The following is a 16,191-nucleotide window of genomic DNA, read 5'->3' as shown; positions in this document are numbered from 1 at the left end:
AAGCAATCCGAATCCCCAAATGGACTAACTAATTTCCCGCCCCCACATTATCGCACACCCAATCGACACCCCCCCCCCCCCCCCCCCCCCCCCCCCCCCCCCCCCCCCCCCCCCCCCCCCCCCCCCCCCCCCCCCCCCCCCCCCCCCCCCCCCCCCCCCCCCCCCCCCCCCCCCCAGTAATGGCACTGATTTGGGGCTTGAGCAGTCAGCCGCTCAAGCCCCAAAAAATGCCCAACTTCCCCCCCCCCCACAACTCACCCCCAAATTTTCACTTTCCCAGAAACAATTGACCGTTTTCACACACTCGGTTAACACCGCTTCAAATGCTTAAGTCCCTAAAACGGGGTTGCATGAACTGGCGTGTTCCAATCATTATGGAATAGTGACTTCTCTCCTGTGCATCCTGTTCGTTACGGCAGCGCTTGCACCATGGACGATTAAGTGGCTCGGAACCCGCGGGTTCCTCGTACTCAGCCTCCCGCTGGCAGGCGGTGCCATCTACACCGGCACCCATCTCGTTCGCTTAGCTCTAGACAATGGCAACGGGGAAACTTCCGCACTCACGCAACCCGCCGTCACGCATTTTTCGTGGATGCCCATTATCCACTTGGATGTAAACCTGCGATTAGGTCCTATTGAATCGCTCTTCGGCACGCTGGTTTTGACCATCGGCTTTCTCGTACTGGTGTACTGCTCCGGTTACTTCATCAACCCGCCACTCGGCAAACGTCGCCGCGTAGGTTCCTTCGCAGCCCAAATGATCGCCTTCGCTGCGGCGATGTACGGCCTGGTCATCAGCGACAGCATCATGCTGATGTTCGTCTTCTGGGAAATTACCTCGGTTCTGTCCTTCCTCCTGGTGGGCTACTACGCCGAGCGCGCCTCCTCCCGTCGCGCAGCAGGCCAGGCGCTCCTGGTCACGACGCTGGGTGGCCTCATCATGCTGGTCGGTATCGTTCTGATGGGAGTGACCACCGGTTTCTGGAACTTCTCCGAACTCACCGCGCCTGGCGCTCTGACAGCGGCACAGCTGGACTCCACGGCAGTATCCACGGCCGCAATCCTGCTGGTCGTTGGTGCGCTGTCGAAGTCCGCTATCGCGCCCTTCCACTTCTGGCTACCCGGTGCAATGGCCGCCCCTACCCCGGTTTCTTCCTTCCTGCATTCGGCAGCGATGGTCAAAGCCGGTGTGTTCCTGGTTGCCCGGCTCGCGCCGACCTTCAATGACACCAACGCGTGGCAGCCAATCATCATCCCGCTCGGCCTCTTGACCATGATCATGGCCGGCTGGATGGCCCTGCGCCAGAAGGATCTCAAGCTGATTATGGCGTATGGCACTGTCAGCCAGTTGGGATTCATCATCACAGTCGCGTCGATAGGCACGCGTGCGACGATGCTGGCAGCCCTGGCACTGACGCTCGGCCATGCCATGTTCAAGGCCGCGCTGTTTATGGTCGCGGGCACAATTGACAGGCTGACTGGTACGCGCGATATCCGTGAGCTCTCTGGGCTCGGTAGAAAGTCGCCGCAGTTGCTGGTGATTTCGATTCTCGCCGCTGCATCGATGATGGGTGTGCCGCCGTTCTTCGGCTTCGTCGCCAAGGAAGCTGCGCTGGAGGCCACGCTCAATGCTGATCCGCTGCATGGGATGCCGTCGGTGTTTACCACCATTGGCCTCGTCGTGGGTTCGATTCTGACCGTAGCGTACTCGCTGTACCTGCTGCGCGCCGCGTTTGCGACCAAGTCCAGCACCCACGCCAGCGGCGGTGGCACTTCCCCTGCCGTGGCAGAGATGGATTCCCCGACGTGGGATCAGATTGGCCCGGCTTGGCTGTTGGCGCTGGCAGGTTTGGTTTTCGGCCTGGTTCCCCGCGTCCTCGACTCGATTATCTCGCCCTACCTCACCAGCGCATTCCCGAATACGGAAGCAGAAACGCACCTGGCGCTCTGGCACGGATTCACCCTTCCGCTGGCACTGACGGCCACAATTCTACTCGTGGGTGCCATCATGCATTGGCAGCGTAATCTGGTGCGTCAGCTGCAGTTTGATCAGCCGGCTCTCGGTAGTGCCGATGCGCTTTACGACGGAATCCTGGACTTGGCCCGCCGTCTTTCTCTCCGTGTCACTGCTGCGACCCAGCGTGGTTCCCTCCCGTTGAATGAAGCGGTCATTTTGCTGACCCTCATCGTGCTGTCCATCGGTGCGTTGTTGCTCGGCGAGCGCGATGAGCTGCGAATGGAACTGTGGGACTCTGCTCCGCAGGGTGCAGTTGCGCTCATCATGATTATCGCGGCGCTGGCCGCTACCCGGCAGAAGAACAGGCTTTCCGGGGTCATCCTGGTAGGCGTGACAGGCTACGGCTTGGCCATTATTTTCGCCATGTACGGCGCTCCTGACTTGGCCCTGACGCAGCTGCTGGTCGAGACGGTCTCAATGATTATTTTCGTGTTGGTGTTGCGTACGCTCTCCCCGCGGGCACCGGCATCGAACCCGAGGTGGACACGACACCGTGCTTGGTTGGCCATTGCAGTCGGTGTCACGGTTCCCGTGTTGGCCGCCTACGCCATGGGCTCCCGTCGTACTGAGCCAATCTCGGGCGACATTCCGCCGCTGGCGCACGATATTGGACACGGCCAGAATGCAGTCAACGTACTGCTTGTCGACATCCGCGCCTGGGACACCTTCGGTGAAATCACCGTGCTGGTGATGGTGGCTCTGGGGATTACCTCACTGGTCTTCCGCACGCATACCATGCATATGCGTTCAAAGATTAAGCCGCAGCGGAATCGAGCTCGCCGCACCAACCGTTGGTTGAACACTCTCGATGAGTCCGGTGAAGCCGAGCGGTTGCGCTACCCGATCATGGTGCTGGTGGCATCGCGCGTGCTCTTCCCCGCCATGATGGTGGTTTCCTTCTATCTCTTTTTTGCCGGCCATAACGATGTCGGCGGTGGCTTCGCCGGTGGTCTCGTGGCTGCGCTGGCACTGACCATGCGTTATCTCATCGGTGGTCGTCGTGAGTTGGCGGCAACTCTGCCGATTCCTAACGAGATGCTTCTCGGCGGCGGTTTGCTGGTGTCGGCACTCAGCGCGTTGTGGCCACTGTTTGTGGGGTGGGCACCGCTAACTTCTACGTATGGCTCGCGGGAAATTCCGCTGCTCGGAGATGTCACTGTTGTCTCCCCGATGCTCTTTGACCTGGGCGTATACATGATCGTGGTTAGCACGATTGTCTACATCCTGCGCAGTTTGGGCGGTGGCATCGACGCTCAGATAAACCTTCGCGCTGAGCGTGATCGTTCACGTCGTGTGAATCGAGCCGCACTCGGCCAGTCCCGCCAGCTGCGCAGCAAGTTGGCGGCGGCTAAGCCCGCAGGTGTTAAGTCCGCAGGCGCTAATCCCGCAAGCGTTAAACCTGCCGGCACTAAACCCGCAGACTCTGCCAACACAGCCACCTCAGAGGCTTCAGAACCGACAGCCCCAGCTAGGACCGAAGGAAAGGACACACACCCGTGATTCTCAATTTTGTTCTGCTAGCAACTGTCGGCACGCTGATTGCTACAGGGGTGTACCTGTTCCTCGATCGTTCGTTGACCAGGATGCTCATGGGACTGTTGCTGATGGGCAACGGTATCAACCTGCTCATCCTGCTTGGCTCTGGTTCGCCGGGACGGCTACCAATTTGGGATAGGGAATCGCTGGTCAGCGATGCTCAGGCAGACTCACTGCCCCAGGCCTTTATCCTCACCGCAATTGTTATTTCCATGGGCATGACCGCATTCCTGTTGGCTCTGCTCTATCGCCAGCACCGCTACCGCATCGGCGATCACGTGCAAGATGACCACGAGGACCGCAGCCTGGCAATGCGTCGGGCCAGCGACCCATCAGCTGCTCCGGACCACGACAAGTCCGACGATCCCACCACCGGTCGTCCCACAGAGGCCGGCGATAGCTTCGGTCCGGCCAGTTTCGAAAAGCCCGTGACCCCGCCATCAAACTCCCCAGGAGGTGACGACGATGACGACTGAGCAAATAATTCTGGCACTAATTCCGCTGCCTATCATCGTCCCCGCCGCCACCGCCGCAATTGCTCTGCTGCTGGCACGTTTTCCCAAAGCACAGCAGGCGATCGCGCTAATCTCGCTCGGCAGCCTGCTGGGAGTCGCCAGCGCCTTGGTGTATCTCATCTACGCGCACGGCGTCCACACGGTCCAGGTGGGCGGCTGGGACGCACCAATCGGCATCACGCTCGTAGCCGACAACCTCGCAGTGTTGATGATCACCGTCTCTCAGCTGGTCCTCTTTGCCGTGATGTGGTTCGGCATCGGCCAGGGTATTAGCGATGGTGACGAAGATGAGCCGATCTCCGTCTTCGTTCCGACGTACATGCTGCTCAACATGGGCGTCTCCATGGCCTTCCTGGCCGGCGATCTGTTCAACATGTACGTCGGCTTCGAGGTTCTGCTCGTAGCCTCCTACGTGTTGCTCACGCTGGGGGCATCGTCGTCACGCATTCGCGCAGGCGTGTCGTATGTGATGGTCAACATGTTGTCCTCGATGGTGTTCCTGCTGGCGATTGGCCTGGTTTATCAAGCGGTCGGCACGGTGAACTTCGCACACATTTCCCTGCGCATGGAGGACATCCCCGATGGCACCCGCACCGCGATCTTCGCAGTGCTGCTCGTCGCCTTCGCAGTGAAGGCGGCGGTGTTCCCGCTGTCGGCGTGGTTGCCAGACTCCTACCCCACCGCACCGTCGATGGTTACCGCGGTCTTCGCGGGGCTGCTGACGAAGGTGGGTGTCTACGCGATCATCCGCACGCGCAGTGTCGTTTTCCCAGACGGCAGGCTTGACGACGTCCTGATGTGGGCTGGCCTAGCGACAATGCTCATGGGCATTCTCGGTGCCATGGCCCAAAATGACATTAAACGTCTCTTGTCTTTTACGCTGGTATCCCACATCGGATACATGATCTTCGGTATTGCCGTCGGCAATACGCTGGGACTCGGCGGCGCGATTTTCTACATCGTCCACCACATTCTGGTGCAGACGGCATTGTTCCTGGTGGTCGGGCTTATCGAGCGCCAGGCGGGCTCGTCCTCCCTGCGCAGCCTCGGTAGCCTGGCCAAGACGTCGCCGCTGCTGGCGTTGCTATACCTCGTGCCCGCGCTCAACCTCGGTGGTATCCCACCGTTCTCAGGCTTCCTGGGCAAGGTCATGCTCATCGAGGCCGGCGCACAGAACGGATCCGCCACCGCATGGATTCTGGTTGCGGGATCTATCATCACCAGCCTGCTGACCCTCTACACCATGATTCTCGTCTGGTCGAAGGCCTTCTGGCGCGACCGTTCCGACGCCCCCGAGGGCGACACTGTGCTTGCGCAGCCAGCCGCGCTCCGGGAAAGGACTCAGATGGTTGCTATCGCAGAGCGTGACGACGTCGGCAAGATGCCACTCGGCATGGTGATGCCGACGGCTCTGCTGGTGATTGCTTCTGTGGGGGTTACCGTTCTGGCCGGGCCACTGTCCAATGTGGCTACCGAAGCGGCAAGCAACGTCGCGAATGTTGATGAGTACCGCGCAGCGGTCCTCGGTATCGACTCGGCCGATGACAAGGGCCTGGAGCAGCTGGAAAACCCAGGCCGCACCAAGAGCCCATGGAAGTCGGATTCGGCGACCGAACGTGCCACCAGCACGCTGGAAGGAGCAGGTGAAAGCTGATGAGTAAAACGCGCGCCAAGGTGGCTGCAAAGCGACCACCACGTATTTCAATCCTGCTCTTTTTATTCACAGTGATTATTTGGGTCATGCTGTGGGGCGAGGTGACATTTGCCAATGTGCTCTCGGGAATCCTGGTAGCCACGTTGCTGAACCTCGCCATGCCTATCCCGCCAAACAGCGCGCTGGATATCAACTTCGGTGGCATGGTGCGACTGTTCGGTTCTTGGACAATCGACTTTGTGAAGGCCTCTATCAGTGTCGCCTGGCTGGCCATCCGACGAGATGATCCGCCACCGACTGCCATTATCAAGGTCCCCATGCGGACCAATGACGATATTTCGCTCACGACTGCAATGGCACTAATTAATCTGCAGCCGGGCGGCATCATCGTGGACATCGATAAGCGAAAAAAGACGCTGACCATGCATCTTCTCGACGCTTCGTCGACAGGCAAGGTAGCTGAACAAATCAACCAGTTGACCCGAATCGAGCGACGGGTGATTCGCGCGTTTGAGAACCGCGATGTACATGAGCAACCGACTAAGCCAGGCTCTGGCGAAGAGCAGCCGAGCAGTGCGAAAAGCGGCGAGCAAGGCGAAACGAGCAGCGAAAAAGGGGAGAAAGGAGTAGCCGATGAACCCGGAAGTTTTTAACATTCTGCTCGGAGTGGCTGCCGCAGGCTATTTCATTGCGGTGATGATTACCCTCGGGCACATGATCGCAGGACCAAACTCGCTGGACCGCCTGGTGGCGCTGGAGTCCATGACTGCAATGTTGCAGGGCATGCTCGCTGCGTTCATGGCATGGAGTTTGGACACTTCGGTGGTCTACCCAATGCTCATCATTGCGCTGCTCGGTTTCCTGTCTTCGCTGGCAGTCGCCAAGTTCCGTGTCCCAGACGAAGGAAAGAAACCCGCGAAGAGCGCTCGGAAGGGCACGGGGAAAGCTGCAAGCAAGGTCGCCACAAAGAAAACCGCACAGAAAGCAGCGCCTAAGGCAACGCCAACAGCAGCTCCGACAACCATAAAGGGAGAGCCCAAATGATTCTCGTGGCAGACATTATCGCCATCGCACTCATTATCACCGGAATGCTACTGTGCGTTGCAGCGTCCGTGGGATTAATACGCTTCCGCGACACCATCAGTCGCATGCATGCATCCTCCAAGCCACAAACGCTGGGGCTAATTCTGACGCTGTCGGGTTCGCTTTTGCACGTCGCCACGCACGCGTCAGCTCACACAACTACTAGTAGTGACTTGGCTCTGTTGACCCTGATTATCCTGTTTGCTCTGGGTACATCGCCAATTGTTAGTAACCGCGTTGGCCACGAGGCGTTCAAAGAGAGGCTCGTCGACGAGGACAGCCTCGCCCGCGATGACAGCCGGGAATAACGAGAGGACACTCCCCGTCAAGATTGGACCCCGACCTGGAGCGGAACCGGGTTCGACCGGGGCCGCCCAGGGGGGGCGCCTTTCTTCAGTTAGTGGCTAGGTTTATGCACCCCAAAAGTGCTATAGGCCTAGTCACTAATTTTTGTCTGGGCACACACCGCTTAACGACGGCTAGTCGTCTACTTGCTCGTGGAAATCTGCAGGCGCTATCGGATGCCCGGCGCGCAGTTCCTGCACCGCAAGATCCACGGCGGCACGCCACGGGGTGTGGCCAATGCGCTCTTCGTTCGCCCGTACGTCGTCCTCGGTAGCCATGGAAGGCAGCGCCCCGGCCGCATCCGCCACAGTGCGCTGCCGCTCGTATGCCGCGCCCATTTCCACGATGTTGTTGACGAATTCCAGTTCGGCTCGGCAACCCAGTTCGTCGGCAAGCGGGGCGAGTTGAACCACAAGTTCACGGAGTTCGTCGCGAACCCACCGCTCGTCGGTATCGCGATTGACGATGACCAGCGCGTCCATGCCGTAGCGGGCGGCGCGCCACTTGTTTTCGGCGATGTGCCAGGACTGCAGCGACGGTAGCTCCTCGCCAGCCTCCCACATGCGGTCGTAGTAAACCGTCAGACAGTGCGTCAATGCCACGATAGCGGCGAGTTCCTGCAGGTTAGAGGTAGCGTCAGCGACACGAATCTCAATGGTGCCGTACTTTGATGCCGGGCGAATGTCCAAGTGCATCGAGCCGGTGTGATTGATGACGCCGGAGCGGGACTGGTCGTGCATGTAGGACTCCCACTCGGGCCACGTGTAAATCGCCGGCGGCTGACCAGCGGTGGGAAGCTGCTGGTAGAGCAGGCTTCGGTTGGAAGCGTAACCCATGTCCTCACCGTTCCAGGCCGGTGAGGAGGCAGACAGCGCCAACATGTGCGGCAGCTTCGTTGCCAGGGCCTGAATGATCGGCCAAACGCGTTCGGAGTCCTTAATGCCAACATGGACGTGGACTCCCCAGATGATCATCTGGTTACCCCACCACTGAGTGCGGTTGATGATTTCGGAGTAGTGCCCCTTAGCGCTGACCTGCTGAGCAGTACCGCGGGCGAACGGATGCGAGCCCGATGACCACACATCCACCCCAACGCGATCAGCGGCCTCGAGAACCATGTCCAGCTGGCTTTGGAGCTCCGCTACGGCACCGGGCACGTTCGTGTGCACACCGGTGACGAGCTCTACGGTGTTGGCGAGGAACTCTCGCTGGAGCCCATGTCCGGGATGCTCCGCATCGATGATGTCGAGCACCTCGGCGGCAGCGGGGGCGGTGTCGCGCGTTCGTCGGTCAACGAACGCCACTTCCCATTCCACTCCCAGTGATGGCTGCGCCGATCCGGAAAATTGCTCAGTCATACCGCTATTTTTTCACACTAGGAGTCGTTTTCCTCAGTTGGCTCCGTCCAGGTGACGGTTTTTGCGCAGGAGGCAAGGTCACCGTTGGAATCGACAAGCGCAACTGTGGTGAAACTGTCTTCATCCACCTTGGACGGAACGTTCCAGACATCTGCATTCCGTTTGTCATCGACGTGCACTTCGCCGATGACACCCAACCCTTCGGTTGCGGGGCTGCCGATGCCACTGCAGCCAGATGCACCGCGCGCCTGCACTGTGTACTTGCCCTTATCCAAGGTAGTGAACTGACCTTTTTCGTCGGAAAGACCCATCCATCCCTTGGCGCTCATGACCTGTACAGTTGCCAGCATTTTCATTGATCCGTCGTCGTTTGTTCGGATGAAGTTATAGGCGCTGACTCGCTCGGTCAGCTTCGGTGCAGCCGGATCTACGCTCACTGGCGCAGTGCTTGTCGACGCGCCTGCGTTCCCGTCCTTGTCGCTGCTGGATTCAACCCCCGAGCAGGACACCAACAGTGTTGCAGCACAACCCAACGCGGTGGCGACAGCAACACGACGACGCTTTACGGCGAACATAAAAACCTCACAGACCTCACTGGCTACTAGCAGAATTCTAGTACCCCTTTTTCAGCCGTGATCTGTTTGAGACTGCAAAATATGCAAAAGCCCCGCGTAAGCCATGAAATGTGTGGCTTACGCGGGACTTGGAAAGCTATGGGGCTTCGCACCACGGCGGCAGGTTTTGACGCTTAGGCCGCAAACCTTAGTGAGAGACCAAAGCCTGGTGGGCCGGGAGTCTAGTGAGCCGGGTCAGTGGCGACCACGACGATTCCCGCCGGAGCGTCCCGGAGGCGGTCATCGCGAGGTGCGGCTTCCCAACCGTTGTCATGCGCGATCTGCTCAGCGGCGGCCTTTTCCTCTTCGTTCCTCGGGTCGAAGTAGACGGTGGTCTTCTCCCACACACCCATCTTCTCTTCAGGAGCATTGCCGGTCTCGCCGGCGCCCCAGCCCTGCTCGCCCATCTGCTTGGACAGGTCATCGGCGAGGCCCACGACCTCAGAGTTATTCAGGACACTGACCTTGACAGTCTTGCGGTCAATCTGGGGCGCTTCGTTGGCCTCATCCTGTGCCGGCGGATTCTCAGCGGGAGGAACCGGTTTGCCTGGCTCATTTGCCGGTGGCGGCGGCGGAACCTCGCCGTCACCATCTCCAACAGCACCATCCTTTGCCGGATCACTGCCGTTGGCCGAGTCAGCAGGCACACCAGAGTCAACCGGAGCGGATGCCGAGGTGTCATTCTGGCCGGTGTTCTCGGCATCGTCGCCACGTGTGCTGAGTGCATAGGCACCGTAGGCGACCAGGCACACGCCGATAGCGAGCAGCACGATAGCGAGAACGCGCATGTAGCGGCCATCACCGGCACCGTCGCCGATGTCGCCGTCATCAGCACCATCAGCAGCTGCGGAATTGCTAGCAGCAGCCCGAGTGCCAGCACCGGTAGTGGCGGCGGTGGCACCAGCAGCGGCTGCGCCGGCGGCCGGGGCCGCAGATCTTGGCGCTGCGTGTTGAGCATCCGACGGCTCGGAGTACGCGTGAGCGCCGCCAGCGGCGGGAGCCTCCGCGTAATCGCTGTACTCATCGAAGTCGTCGTAGTCGTCATCGAGTCGATGACGGCCCGGACGCGGCGAATTCTGAGGGTTTAGTTGGTCAGACACATCCCACATCCTATATGTTCTGCCGCCGAACCGTGAAGTGAAACTTGAACCTTATGCGTCTTGGTTGTCCCGCACGGCGCGCAGCCGATGAACCAACACGGGTTCGGCCGCTTCGGCTGCCGGAGAATCGAGAAGTCGCGAAAGTACCTGGTGGTAACGGATTGTGTTGTTGCCGAAGTCCTCGGCAAAGCGACGCCGAATTGCCTCCTGCCGCGCACCGGCCATACGCGGCCCACGGCGGGCAACTTTCAGCCATTCCTTCTCAAAATCCAGCATTTTCTGCGCCAAAATGGGCTCAATGCCGCCGGTATCGCCCGCGAGTCCGGGATGCTCGGATGAGTCAGGCCGCAACTCAGTCTCAGGTTCGTGGCTGCCGCCTATGGGCTTCTTGCTCACCATTTTTCTGCACCCCGCTTTCCTTCTCAGTCGCCCTGATTTTCTATTCTGCACGACACTGCTTATGCAGATACTTAGTGAAGATACATAGTAAGGCTCAGCCACCCAGCCCTACATACCACTTCCGACATCGCCCAACGTCTCCAAGACCCCTGACATCACCAGGCGATTTAGAAAAGATGGACGCCGAGTAGAATCAGCGACATGACTATCCGTCCCATTGTGATTGCCGGAGACCCCGTTCTCCACACTCCTACCCAGCCGGTGACCGAGGACATCTCCGAGCTGCGTGAGCTCATCGAGGACATGTACGAAACCATGGACCGCGCCCACGGTGTGGGGCTGGCTGCCAACCAGGTGGGTGTCGGCAAGCGTCTGTTCGTCTACAACTGCCCCGATGACGACGATGTCTGGCACCGCGGCTGCGTCATCAATCCGGTGCTGACCACCAGTGAAATCCCGAAGACTATGCCTAACGACGACGGCTCCGATGACGAAGGTTGCCTCTCTGTGCCCGGCCTGTCCTTCCCCACCAACCGTGCGGAGAAGGCTGTTGTCACCGGCCTGGATGAAAACGGCGAAGAGGTCCGCATCGAGGCCACCGGTTTCTTCGCCCGCTGCATGCAGCACGAAGTCGGCCACCTGGATGGGTTCCTCTACACCGACTGCCTCACGGGCCGTTGGAAGCGCATGGCCAAGAAGGAAATCAAGCGCGCCGGTTGGACCGAGGGCGGCCTGACCTGGATGCCGGGCGTGGATCCGGATCCGTTCGGCCACGAGGATTAAATCGTGACGGATAGGCAATTGGAGTCGTCGGCAAGCGAAAATGCAGCCCAGAAGCTACCGATTTCCCGTTGGGGTGTCGGTGAGGTAGCGGTGGGACGTCGTGTCATTGTGCGGCGCGCGCTAACCGATGAAGAGGCGCTGGCCAGCGGCAAGAAGACTACGGACGTCATTGGGCATGTGCTCAGCATGGATCCGTTCGTCGTGCGTCCGCAGGTTCGTGCTGGCGTGCGTGCCGACGAGTCCGTGGCAGCGGTGGACTTTAGCGATAAGCACATTTTGATTGTGAAGGCCCTGCCGGATCATCCGGTGCGCAATTCGGACATTCGCGCCGTGGAAACTGCGACAGCGAAGGCCTTCCCGGGTATCGCGCATGTGGTGGAGTCGGGCTGGCTGCTGCGTGCGGGCGATGGTATTACGGAGCGTTCCAACTCCGCGCTGCCGCTCGAACCCGGAGCCAGCACTCAGCCGGTGCCGTTGGAGAAGATTAAGTCGTTTTACGATTCCCACGATTTGCCGGTGCGGATTGCGATTCCGGATAGAATCGCCAAACCTGCACAGGCGCTGGTCGCGGGGCCGGAGTGGACGGTCGGGCCGGACATTGTGGTTATGACGCGCTCACTCGATGGGGATTTGCCGCCTGCTGAATTGGCAGCTGAATCGCACAGCGCCGTACAGGTGCTTGATGAGCACAGCGCCGAACAGGTGCTCGATGAGCACAGCGTCGAGCTTGCAGACGTGCAGGTGGATATCGCTGATCAACCTGACGACGACTGGCTGGGGCTCTACCATTTCCGCGGTACCACGCTGTCCGAGCATGCACTACAGCTTCTGCGCAATGAAATTGATGGCCGCATGTGCTTCGGACGCCTGCAAGTGCCTGCCAACAATGCGCCTGAAGGCATACGCACGGTAGCCATTACGCGCGGCACGCTGACCGAATCGGACGACGGCCGTGTGTGGCTCGGGTTCTCCGCTGTGGAAGTCGCAGCCGATATGCGCCGCCGAGGACTTGGCACCCTACTGGGAATTCACATGATGCACTGGGGCGCACAACACGGGGCAGATTCTGCATATCTGCAGGTATTGGGCTCAAATGAGCCTGGCATTGCGCTATACCGGACACTCGGTTTTACCGAGCACCACCGGCACCGCTACGCGGAGCTGACAGGGGCTTAGGGGCCGGGGGTTACGTTTCGGCCCTGCGCTGCTCGCCCTGATCGCCCTACTTCCCGCGCTTAACCCTTTTAATCCGCTTCAGCTGCTTGCCCTGCTGCTCTTTGCTACCCATGCGATTGTCCATGCGGCGCTGCCCGCGCGGCAGCTCGCGCGTCTCCGGCTTTTCCACCACACGGGTGTGGACCGAGAGTTCATGACGACCTCTCCCCAGCGGATCGCGGGACGCACCCATCGCAATCCAGCCAGCCAGGCCCGCAGAGACAAACCAACCGGCGACCGGAATCATCGACGGCAGAATCCAGGCATTGCGCACAAAACCATCGCGGGCTGAGACTGGCATCCCGTGTGCACCTTCGATTTTCATGCCCATGGCGTGTTTACCCGGCGACCCGTCGAAGATGGAGTCCCCCGCCACGCGGTAGAGGTAAAAACCACCGGGACCGAGGAAGAGGCTGATCAGCATCACCATTACGCCGCTGTCCGATGTCCCCACGATGCTAGTGAGAACTGCAATGGAGGCAATCAATGCAGTGTAGATGACAGAATCCACCAACAGCGCACCACCACGACGTGCCACTGAGCCATTGGCCAGATTGGGGTCAAAGCCCAGGTGTACTGCCATTTGAGCGGTCAGCGGCGCGACTTTGGGATTAGCACTGAGCTCACCGAAGGAAGACACCCCATAGCTAGCGGGGTACCCGCTTTCATAGCCGACCGGAATGTTTGCTACCGGATATGGCACTTCCTGATACGGCATTGCCGCATCGTACGCCGCATATGCGTCGTGTTCCCGATAAGCGTTCCTGCCACTACTACCCAGGTAATCCGTCGGACTGTACTCGCCGCCGTAACGGCGATCGTCCCAGTTAGCCAACCTCGAAACTCCCTTTCCTACCGGGCTTCCGCCCACCTTATCCGTTTTTGTCCGCCTATTTTGTCACTGCTTTGTTCAACGCATGAGGCCGCCGTTTCGTTCCCCTTTTACAATCGTTGATATGCGAATCTGTGTCTGGAACGTCAATTCGGCTCGAACTCGCCTCGACCGAATGGTGGAAATGCTGCGCCGGAATGACATTGATGTCCTGGCCGTCCAGGAAACCAAGTGCAAGGACGACCAATTCCCCACCGCTGCTTTTGAAGAGCTGGGATACCAAGTCGCCCACCACGGCCTGAATCAGTGGAATGGCGTTGCCATCATCTCCCGCGTCGGCCTTGAGGACATCCAGGCAGAGTTCCCCGGTCAGCCCGGTTTCAACAAGGACCCCGACGCAACTCCCGCATTGGAGGCCCGCCATATCGCCGCTACCTGCGGTGGCGTGCGCGTCCATAGCCTCTACATCCCGAACGGCCGCGACATCACCGACCCGCACTTCGAGTACAAGCTCGAATTTCTGGAGCGGCTCCGTCAGCACATCATCGCCACGCTTGACGACGACCCGGAGGCCACCTTCATGATGGGCGGCGACTTCAACATTGCCCCGACCGACGGCGATGTCTGGTCAATGGCAGCCTTCGCAGGGAAAACACACGTCACACCGCCTGAACGCGCAGCTTTCTATGCGCTGGAGCAGGCGGGCATGAAGGAAGTAACTCGCCAATTCACCCCAAACCAGTGGACCTACTGGGATTACAAGGCTGGCCGCTTTTTCAAGGATGAGGGCATGCGCATCGACTTCCAGCTCGCCTCCCCCGACCTCGCGGCAAAGGCGTCCGCCGGATTCATCGACATCGAAGAGCGTCAGGGCAAAGGCGCATCCGACCATGCTCCGGTGATTGTGGATTACGAAGTGTAGATAAACGGGCGGAAAAGCGCGTAGGCCTAGTTCCTACTAGGGGGTGTCGCTGGGGCCGTCGTAAAGCGGAGTCTTTGCTGCCAGCCCCTAAAATCAGGGGCAGAAATGGGCGATAAAGCACCCGCACAACACTTATGAGTCTAACTTTTTGTTCAATCTACAAATTTTCACCACAGAAAGTTATTTCGACGATATAAGGTGTTTATTCAGAACATCAATTCATTACGTCGGGAAGGAAGATCATGACTTCTGCACGCTCCCCTCAGCGCACCACTACCCCGGAGCCAGCGAGCGGCTTCCCCACCGCGGATGACTCGACTGAGTCCGATGAATCCCTGCGCGAAAGCGTGCAGAAGATTTCCATCGGCCTGTATGACTTCCTTGCATCGACTCGCCGCCTCGGTGAGCGCCCGAATGCCAGGATGGACATTTCCCAGTCGGAAATGGAAGTACTGCACTTTATTTCAACCCACCCGGGCTGCGGCGTATCCGACATTGCACGCCTGCGTTTCCTACGCCCGTCCAACGTTTCGGCAACAGTTCGCCGTCTACTCGACAACGGACTGATTGAACGCGAGAACAACGCAAAGGATCGCCGTGCGCAGAACCTCTATGTCTCCAGCGATGGCGAAACGCTGCTGGAGCAACTTATCGACCACTGGGGTGCGCTGGTGTACGAAATTGTGCGGACAATGTCGCAAAAGGACGTTCGTGCGCTAATTAAGGCACTGCCCTCGCTACTAAAGCTGGCGGAGCACTCGGAAAGCTATGTTGAGGAGCACCAGCGCCGCCAGGAGCCGTTCTAAAAGCGCGCCGCCAAGCCCTTCTTACTAGGTACGATGATGCTTATGGCTATTACTTTGAAGAAGGCAAAAGACGTAAAGACCGCTCCATTGGTGGCCACCGGCCTCATCGGCGGCTGGCTCACCGCTCGCGAAACAGGCATTCGCCCGCTCGGTGGCGTCATCTTGGGCGCCGCCGGCGCATATGCAGCACGCACCTGGAACGCAAAGACCGGCGCCCTGGGAGCCACTGGTCTGGTGGCCGCCTACCTCGGCGCTTTCGGCCTCTCACACCCGCTGGCCAAGAAGATTGGCGCATGGCCGTCCGTCCTGACCGTCACCGCGCTGGCTGCTGGCGCAGCAGCAGTTGCCGACTCCAAGTAGTCGACGCAGAGAGCGCCGGTAGGTGCGAAGCCGACACCTAGTCAAGGGCCTCCAGCAGTTTCTCGAGGTGCGCGCGCACCCGGGGCCACGATTCCACAAAAGGCGGCAGCAGATCGAGGCTGTCGACGTCGTCAAGCGGAACCCAGCGCAACTCTAGGGACTCCTCGTTCGGATTCGTCTCCAGCTCTTCGGCAGCTAGTGCGTAGACCGTGTGGTATTTCCAGCCGCCGGCGAGCTCGGGGCGATTCGGATCGGCTGGGAAGGGACCGGTGGTGACCTGCGTGTCGAGGATGCGAAGCTGATGCTCCAGCAGCCCAGTTTCCTCAGCCGTTTCACGCAGCGCGGTCGCCTCAGGAGCCTCATGAGAATCACAAGCCCCCCCAGGAACACCCCACGTTAGGGGGAACGATGTCCAGTCAGCTCGATACTGCATAAGCACAGTGCGCTGAGGGCTCACAATCAGCAGCCCTGCAGCTCCGAAGCGTCCCCAGCAGCGCGTACCGTTGGGGCCGGCTGCCCAACCATTTCCATCCTGAAGCATGTCTCCACCCTACGCCAGATACCCTTGTGTTTTCCGTCACAAGCCCGAGCGACTAAGATTTGCAAGGAACTAACGTTGCTCTGAGCGGAGAGATCGTCGCGGGCGACTTCG

General features: G+C 59.6%; 17 protein-coding genes. 11 read left to right on the top strand and 6 right to left on the bottom strand.

The window, feature by feature from the left end; all coding sequences use genetic code 11:
- Positions 1–379: 379 nt before the first annotated feature.
- The 6 genes from CHU70_RS02890 to CHU70_RS02865 are packed head-to-tail and all read left to right on the top strand — an operon-like array spanning position 380 to position 7,113.
- Positions 380–3,517, top strand: coding sequence for a Na+/H+ antiporter subunit A (locus CHU70_RS02890; protein ID WP_049193803.1), 3,138 nt, complete (start codon positions 380–382; stop codon positions 3,515–3,517).
- Positions 3,514–4,029, top strand: coding sequence for a Na(+)/H(+) antiporter subunit C (locus CHU70_RS02885; protein WP_147739750.1), 516 nt, complete (start codon positions 3,514–3,516; stop codon positions 4,027–4,029). The genes CHU70_RS02890 and CHU70_RS02885 overlap by 4 nt, the downstream gene beginning before the upstream one ends.
- Complete coding sequence (locus CHU70_RS02880; RefSeq protein ID WP_049193797.1) at positions 4,019–5,722, top strand: Na+/H+ antiporter subunit D; 1,704 nt, start codon at positions 4,019–4,021, stop codon at positions 5,720–5,722. Before CHU70_RS02885 ends, CHU70_RS02880 begins: the two co-directional genes overlap by 11 nt.
- A complete protein-coding gene (locus CHU70_RS02875) occupies positions 5,722–6,375 on the top strand; it encodes a Na+/H+ antiporter subunit E (protein WP_070601049.1) in 654 nt (217 codons plus the stop codon). The genes CHU70_RS02880 and CHU70_RS02875 overlap by 1 nt, the downstream gene beginning before the upstream one ends.
- Positions 6,356–6,766 (top strand): monovalent cation/H+ antiporter complex subunit F, encoded by a 411-nt coding sequence (locus CHU70_RS02870; protein ID WP_070601047.1) that lies wholly within the window; start codon positions 6,356–6,358, stop codon positions 6,764–6,766. The genes CHU70_RS02875 and CHU70_RS02870 overlap by 20 nt, the downstream gene beginning before the upstream one ends.
- Positions 6,763–7,113: a monovalent cation/H(+) antiporter subunit G gene (locus CHU70_RS02865; RefSeq protein ID WP_038626688.1), complete on the top strand. Its 351-nt coding sequence runs from the start codon at positions 6,763–6,765 to the stop codon at positions 7,111–7,113. Before CHU70_RS02870 ends, CHU70_RS02865 begins: the two co-directional genes overlap by 4 nt.
- Positions 7,114–7,284: 171 nt before the next feature.
- Here the strand turns inward: CHU70_RS02865 and CHU70_RS02860 are convergent, their stop codons facing one another.
- From CHU70_RS02860 to CHU70_RS02845, 4 genes are all read right to left on the bottom strand, one after another.
- Entirely contained in the window at positions 7,285–8,508 is a 1,224-nt protein-coding gene (locus CHU70_RS02860; RefSeq protein WP_049193794.1) for a glutamate--cysteine ligase, read from the bottom strand.
- A gap of 17 nt (positions 8,509–8,525) precedes the next feature.
- Positions 8,526–9,083, bottom strand: a complete 558-nt coding sequence (locus CHU70_RS02855; protein ID WP_049169906.1) for a hypothetical protein — start codon at positions 9,081–9,083, stop codon at positions 8,526–8,528.
- A gap of 221 nt (positions 9,084–9,304) precedes the next feature.
- Positions 9,305–10,231 (bottom strand): LytR C-terminal domain-containing protein, encoded by a 927-nt coding sequence (locus CHU70_RS02850; protein ID WP_222865548.1) that lies wholly within the window; start codon positions 10,229–10,231, stop codon positions 9,305–9,307.
- Positions 10,232–10,273: 42 nt separating this feature from the next.
- Positions 10,274–10,621: a DUF3263 domain-containing protein gene (locus tag CHU70_RS02845; RefSeq protein WP_016421513.1), complete on the bottom strand. Its 348-nt coding sequence runs from the start codon at positions 10,619–10,621 to the stop codon at positions 10,274–10,276.
- 201 nt (positions 10,622–10,822) lie between these two features.
- Here CHU70_RS02845 and CHU70_RS02840 point away from each other — a divergent pair, with 201 nt between their 5' ends.
- Positions 10,823–11,404 carry a peptide deformylase gene (locus tag CHU70_RS02840; RefSeq protein WP_016421514.1) on the top strand — a complete coding sequence of 194 codons (582 nt, stop codon included), beginning with the start codon at positions 10,823–10,825 and terminating at the stop codon, positions 11,402–11,404.
- Positions 11,405–11,407: 3 nt separating this feature from the next.
- Entirely contained in the window at positions 11,408–12,580 is a 1,173-nt protein-coding gene (locus CHU70_RS02835) for a GNAT family N-acetyltransferase (protein ID WP_147739749.1), read from the top strand.
- A 46-nt stretch (positions 12,581–12,626) separates the two neighbouring features.
- On the opposite strand, the gene CHU70_RS02830 is transcribed toward CHU70_RS02835, so the two are convergent.
- A complete protein-coding gene (locus CHU70_RS02830; protein ID WP_222865547.1) occupies positions 12,627–13,454 on the bottom strand; it encodes an RDD family protein in 828 nt (275 codons plus the stop codon).
- Positions 13,455–13,575: 121 nt separating this feature from the next.
- On the opposite strand from CHU70_RS02830, the gene CHU70_RS02825 reads away from it, so the two are divergent.
- The 3 genes from CHU70_RS02825 (at position 13,576) to CHU70_RS02815 (ending at position 15,539) form a co-directional block, all read left to right on the top strand.
- Positions 13,576–14,373: an exodeoxyribonuclease III gene (locus tag CHU70_RS02825; protein ID WP_038626705.1), complete on the top strand. Its 798-nt coding sequence runs from the start codon at positions 13,576–13,578 to the stop codon at positions 14,371–14,373.
- Positions 14,374–14,615: 242 nt separating this feature from the next.
- Entirely contained in the window at positions 14,616–15,179 is a 564-nt protein-coding gene (locus CHU70_RS02820; protein WP_016421518.1) for a MarR family winged helix-turn-helix transcriptional regulator, read from the top strand.
- A 42-nt stretch (positions 15,180–15,221) separates the two neighbouring features.
- Positions 15,222–15,539, top strand: coding sequence for a hypothetical protein (locus CHU70_RS02815; RefSeq protein WP_172620224.1), 318 nt, complete (start codon positions 15,222–15,224; stop codon positions 15,537–15,539).
- A 37-nt stretch (positions 15,540–15,576) separates the two neighbouring features.
- Here the strand turns inward: CHU70_RS02815 and CHU70_RS02810 are convergent, their stop codons facing one another.
- The gene (locus CHU70_RS02810; RefSeq protein WP_049169897.1) at positions 15,577–16,080 is read right to left on the bottom strand and encodes an NUDIX domain-containing protein; all 504 of its coding nucleotides are present in this window, start codon (positions 16,078–16,080) and stop codon (positions 15,577–15,579) included.
- Positions 16,081–16,191: the final 111 nt, after the last annotated feature.

Origin of the sequence: Corynebacterium sp. LK10, from assembly GCF_008042455.1 — a bacterium.
In the GTDB taxonomy this organism is placed as follows: Bacteria; Actinomycetota; Actinomycetes; order Mycobacteriales; family Mycobacteriaceae; genus Corynebacterium; species Corynebacterium jeikeium_D.
Note: the sequence above shows the minus strand (reverse complement) of the source record. Positions and strands in the feature narration are given on the sequence as shown.